Annotated in this window: 2 protein-coding genes; both read right to left on the bottom strand. The window is 71.3% G+C overall.

The features are described from left to right. Positions 1 to 1,140: 1,140 nt before the first annotated feature. Entirely contained in the window at positions 1,141 to 2,103 is a 963-nt protein-coding gene (locus tag HET64_RS38175) for a hypothetical protein (RefSeq protein ID WP_215111811.1), read from the bottom strand. A gap of 2 nt (positions 2,104 to 2,105) precedes the next feature. Then, positions 2,106 to 2,331 (bottom strand): hypothetical protein (locus tag HET64_RS38170; RefSeq protein ID WP_215111810.1); only part of this gene is annotated, 226 nt, incomplete at its 5' end.

Here is a 2,331-nt window from a genome sequence, read left to right as displayed (position 1 = left end):
GGCGGGGGGTGTACTGGCAGGCGCAGGCGTGTCTTGGGCTGCTGGCGCCGGTTCCGGCTGTGGTTCCGAGGGCGTGGTGGGTGCAGCGGCCGCTTCGGCAGGGGTAGTTGTCGGCACGGGTGCGAGGTCTCTGGCGGCCTCGGCTTCGGCTGCTGTGGTCGGAAGGGGGTTCTGGACCGCTTGCCGGCCCTCAGGGGGTGTTGTGGTGGAGTCCGGGGCTGCTGTTGCAGCCGGAGCTGCTGTGTCGGGTGTGGGCTCGGCTTGAGGTGCGGGCGGGGCGGGGGTGCCGTCCACGGCTGCGGCGAGCAGTACGGCGACGGGGGCCTTGTGGCGGCACAGCACCTGGGGGTGGCCCTCCGCGCCGTACTGGATCAGGTCCCCCAGCGTTTTGCGAGCGCCCGCGAAGCTGTGGGTTGGGGCTTGGGTGAGGTCCCAGCCCAGTTCGGTTGCGTGGGCGGGGGTGGTAAGCAGTGCATGGTGCGGGCCGCGCGTCAGGGGTGTGGGGTGCCCTTCGATGGCGGCGTTGATCATCTGCTTGAGTGTGCTGCGGGCCTCGTGCAGCGTCGCCGGGCCGGTGCGCGGCAGGGAGTGTGGTGTTTCCACGTCAGGGGCGGTGGAGGTTGTTCCCGGCTTGGTCAACGGGCCCTCAACTGACTCGGGTTGGCTGTCCTCGCCGTGTCGGCGGCCAGCGTCTTCGGAGGCTGTCTTGGCCGCTGCGGACGGGGTGGGAGGCGTCGGGAAACTCAGGGGCCAGTTGCCCGCCCAGCTCGGAGCCTGGTCGGACGGCTCCGTTGAGGCTCCAGGCGGGGCAGTGTGGGCGGAGTTTTCCGGCACGGCAGCGCCGGAAGACGCCTCACCGGCGGTGTGGGATGAACGCGAGGAGGACACCCGGGGACTCCAAGAGCAGAAGCGGCAAGCGGGTTGCGAGGGGAAGGTCGAGCAGTCGGCTCGGCAGCGGCCGCCAGCAGGTGCGGAACGACCGGACCGCCAAAAAATGTAACGCTGCCACCTACCCTAGCTGACGGTACATAATGTCGGGCGGAATTATGTAACGCCAGAGTGGGAGTCGCGGGTGATCACGCCCGATCCTGCCCGGGAGGATGGGTGGCGATGGGCGGAAGACGGTAGCCGGTAGAGCTGTCAGGCATGATCGGCAACCTGCCCCGTGGGGGTGGCGCGCTCTACCAAGGCCTTCAACTGGGCTCGGAAGGCGGCCTGCTCAGCGGCCCACGCTTGCCTCTGGGCCTCGTCCTCCGGCTCGTCGTCGCCCTTAGGTTCGTCGTAGTCCTCGTACAGCCAGTCGTCCGAGGTCTGCTGCTGGAACACCCTCTCGCGCATCCGTTCTTCGTAGTCCTCGTACGTCTCGTCCGGATGGATCTGCCCGGTACGGCGCTTGATCTCCTCGTCGCGCTCGCGGCGTTCCAGGTACTCCTGCACAGCCGGGTCGGCGTCCGCGCACACGTACCCTCTGCCTCGCCGGGGCGGCTCGGGCGGTTGCCGGCGGTCCTCGATGCGGTCAAGGACCGCGTGCCACTGGGCGGCGTCCACGACGCTCACGTCGAAGGCTTTCAGGAGCCCGGACAGCTGCTCTCGGCTGGGCAGGACCTTCCCGCCCAGGATCAGGTGGACTGTCGAACGCGGTACACGGTGCCCGTCGGCCTTGGTCGCCTTCTCGATGGCGCTGTAAGCGGGCCGGCCGGCCCGCAGGCGCAGCCGCGTCAGTTCCTGGCCCAGGGAGGCGGGGGTGCGGACCTGCCGGGTGCGTCGGCCGCGGCCGGTCAGCTGCGGGCGGGCTTTCTCGATTGCAGCTGCCTTCCACAGGCTCAGGGCTGTCGCTTCCCGCCGCTGCGTGGAGTGGCTGCCGGGGTCGCCGGCAGCGCGGGCGTAGGCGAGGACGGTCTCGAGCGGGGGCAGGTGGGTGCCGCGGGCGGCCTGGCTGAGGGTGGAAGCCCCGCGGTACCCAGGCGTGTCCGGTGGGCCGGTGCGCTCGGACAGGGCGGCGTAGGTGGTACGGGTCTCGCCCTTGAGCTGGCGCAGGTAGGCGGCCAGGACCCGCAGTCGGGGGCTGGTGCCGACGGCGACGGGTTTGGTGGGGCGGCCCATCGTCACCGGCTGCGGCGGCGGGAGGGCTTGGCGACCTCGCTGGAGCGGCGGCCGGTGATCAGGTCGGCCACGGCGGCGGCCACCACGACCAGCGCGGCCGGGACGGGCCGGTTGCCGGCGGCCAGTCCGGCCGATGCCAGGACGACCACGACGATGACCACGACCTCGGGGATGCCCAGCCGACCCGGCCGGGTGCGGGCGGGGAGGCGGGTGGAGCAGAACGCCGAC

The organism is Streptomyces sp. McG3 (genome assembly GCF_018619185.1).
Classification (GTDB): domain Bacteria; phylum Actinomycetota; class Actinomycetes; order Streptomycetales; family Streptomycetaceae; genus Streptomyces.
Note: the sequence above shows the minus strand (reverse complement) of the source record. Positions and strands in the feature narration are given on the sequence as shown.